Annotated in this window: 2 protein-coding genes; one reads left to right on the top strand and one right to left on the bottom strand. The window is 39.6% G+C overall.

Annotated features, from left to right (window positions below):
* Positions 1–1,918, bottom strand: a 1,918-nt coding sequence (locus tag H6S82_RS26255; protein WP_242057120.1) for a histidine kinase dimerization/phospho-acceptor domain-containing protein, incomplete at its 3' end; no start/stop codon positions are given.
* Positions 1,919–2,326: 408 nt separating this feature from the next.
* Between H6S82_RS26255 and H6S82_RS26250 the strand changes: the two genes are divergently transcribed.
* Positions 2,327–3,154 (top strand): sulfate ABC transporter substrate-binding protein (locus H6S82_RS26250; RefSeq protein ID WP_191056953.1); only part of this gene is annotated, 828 nt, incomplete at its 3' end.

Raw genomic sequence — 3,154 nt, 5'->3', positions numbered from 1 at the left:
AACCTGTACCACCGTAAATTCGCGCTGTTGAACCATCTGCTTGTTCAAAAGATTCAAAGACGCGCTCTAATTTATCTTCTGGAATGCCAATACCTGTATCGGATATAGTAACTTGAATTTCGCCGCTGGCATTACTAACTACTTGAGCCGATATATTCACACTACCGCTATGAGTAAATTTAATCGCATTACCGATGAGGTTATGGAAGATTTGCTGAAGGCGATTTTCATCACCCAAGACTAAAGGTAAATCTGCGCTAATATCATTGATTAATTGTAAATCTTTTTGATTGAGTAAAGGTTGGCTGAGAGTAACTACGAGGTCTACAATTTCTCGCAATGCCACTGGCTTAAGTTGCAGTTCGATCGTTTGGTGCCTCAGTTTAGAAAAATCCAGAATATCGTTGACTAAATTAGCCAATCTCCGACCGCTACTGGCAATCATAACTAGATTAGAAATTGTGGCGGGTGGTAGCTTACCCGTTGCTCCCTCAATCAAAGATTCGGCAATCCCAATTATGCCGTTTAAGGGTGTCCGCAGTTCGTGGGAAGTATTAGCTAAAAATTCATCTTTTAATTTATCAGTTCTTTGGAGCGCTTCTTGTGCTTGTTTCAGTCTCGCTTCACGAGCATAAACTTCCGCAGCCATTGAGTTAAATGAATGCGCTAATCTCCCTAATTCATCCTCTCGTGCGGTATCGAGTTGAATATTGAAATCTCCAACTGCCACCTGTTCGGTAGCTGCCATTAATTTATGTAAAGGAGTAGCGATCTGTTGTTTGATTACAAACAATAATATGCCTATTTCAACTAGCAAGGAAATTCCACCTAAAATTAGGACGAATCGGGCATTATCGAATGCTACTCCTGCTAAAATTGATTTGGGAAAAACTGTGATAAAGTACCAGTTAGGGCCATTTATTTTAGTAACTGCTAGATACTCCTGGGTCTTAGTATTATCAATTACTATCTGCCCCGGCTTTAAGTTTTTCACTAATTCATAAATGCGGATTAGGTCTGAGTCTCCCGATTGCATTATATCAAATTTACCTTTTTTATTTTTGATTTCATCCATCTTTTTGGGATGAGCAATTAGGAGACCGTCTTCTCTGAAGATTAGATTATAAGTACCGGGAAGGCTGTCTTTTAAAGTGCGATCGAGCAATTCATTCAAAATGATATCATTTCCAATAGTCGCGATTTGTCGATCGCCTATATCAACAGGTGTCTCGCAAGAAATAATCCAATCTCTAGCAACTTTATCGTAATAAAGCCCCGTGCAAACCGTCTGACGGGAGGGATTATGTTGGCGATCGGCAATCCAAAAATATTCTTCATCGGGTATATATAAATCGGATTTAGCATTTTCCGCCCAAGGGACTTCTGGCCAATACATAACTACTATATTCTCAGGCGCGTTAATGTAGGTATTTTGAAATCGACCGCGCCACGCTGGCCCATAAGACATAACTAAGTTATAAAAAGTCATGACGCGCTGACGAATTTCCGAATTGAGTTGAACGTTTTTCCCTATATAAACTCCTGCTTGACGGCTGCGATCGAACCCTTCTGGTTTATTTCTAATTACACCATCTTTTGATGGTTGGAAAAGTACCTCAAATTCATCTTTGACATCTTTATTTGCCTGTTCGTCTAGCTTGCGCCTCAATTCTTGCTCTAAGACAAAATGACTATCTTCTACTAAGCTAAAAATATTACTTTCTCTTTGACCCCTCTCTACGATATATTTTTCTAGCTGTCGGCTGGTTTGACTTTCTAATGTTGACATTAAATGTACATAACTGAGGGCTGTCGAACCAATAATTACTAAAGCAATTCTCACAGCCATTTTGCTTAAGGTTTCGCGGGTAATTGAACCCTTGATTTTAGGATAAATTTTTAGGCTTAACAGGGACATTATTTTTCTCTTTTGCAATTTGAAAGGGTAAATTTTAGCCACTTACTGCGTAAGTAACTCCCAAGTAATATGAACTAGACAAGTTAAGCTGTAGAGATGTTTATTAAAACGTCTCTACACCCGGTTTTTGAACGGAAAGCCAAAGGTTCCACGTTTCGTTATTGCCAGTAAAAAAACGTGATGAACCTGGTGGAAGATCTGAGTTCGTACCACTATGTAATATAATATACGGTATTCCGATCGGTTAACAGTAGTTTAACAAAAAAATTTACTTATGGAGTGACAAATAGCTGACAACACCTAGCAGTTAATGCTTTTAGATCGCACAGTCATAGGGTGAGCAAAGCCGCACCCTACAAAGAGTTTTGCATTCATGCTTAAAGTCAACCAATCTCAAGGAGTTTTTTGATGAGATATCCTCAAGTGCCGATCGCTAATCTTAGGTCTAAATTAGGGCCATTTGGCCAACGTTACAAAAATTACATTTTCCTTCTGTTAGTAACGATTAGTCTCAGTTTGAGTCTCTCGATCCGTGCCTGTGGTAAAGAAAATATTTTGCCAACCTCATCTCCTGTAGCGCAAATACAATCGATCGCGCAGAAACGCAAACCGATCGAACTAAGTTTAGTTTCGTTCTCCATCACCAAAGCAGCTTACACAGAAATAGTACCTTTATTCAAAGAAAAATGGCGGCGCGAACATAACCAAGAAGTAAAATTTCGTTTAAGTTTTGCCGCCTCTAGCACGCAAGCAAAAGCGGTGATTAATGGATTGCCAGCAGATGTAGTGCATTTAGCATTAGCACTGGATACAAACAAAATTCAAAAAGCAGGTTTGATTAAACCAGGTTGGGAAAAAAGAGTACCGAATAATGGGATTGTCACTCAGACGGTAGGAGCAATTGTTACTCGTGCGGACAATCCCAAACGAGTTTATACTTGGTTGGATTTAGCTAAACCGGGAGTGAGTGTAATTACAGCAGATCCAAAAACATCTGGAATTGCAAGGTGGAATTTCCTAGCTTTCTGGGGCGCTGTCACGCAAACAGGAGGTACTGAGACAGAAGCTTTAGATTTCGTCACGAAAGTTTTTCAGAATGTCAAGATATTAGCAACAGATGCTAGAGAAGCGACAGATTTGTTTTTGCGACAGCAAGAGGGGGATGTTTTGATTAACTATGAAAATGAGTTGATTGTAGCCAAGCGGGAAGGTTTGACAAAAGATACCGTTGTTGTC

Source organism: Planktothrix sp. FACHB-1355, from assembly GCF_014748295.1.
GTDB classification, from domain to species: Bacteria; Cyanobacteriota; Cyanobacteriia; order Cyanobacteriales; family Aerosakkonemataceae; genus Aerosakkonema; species Aerosakkonema funiforme_A.
Note: the sequence above shows the minus strand (reverse complement) of the source record. Positions and strands in the feature narration are given on the sequence as shown.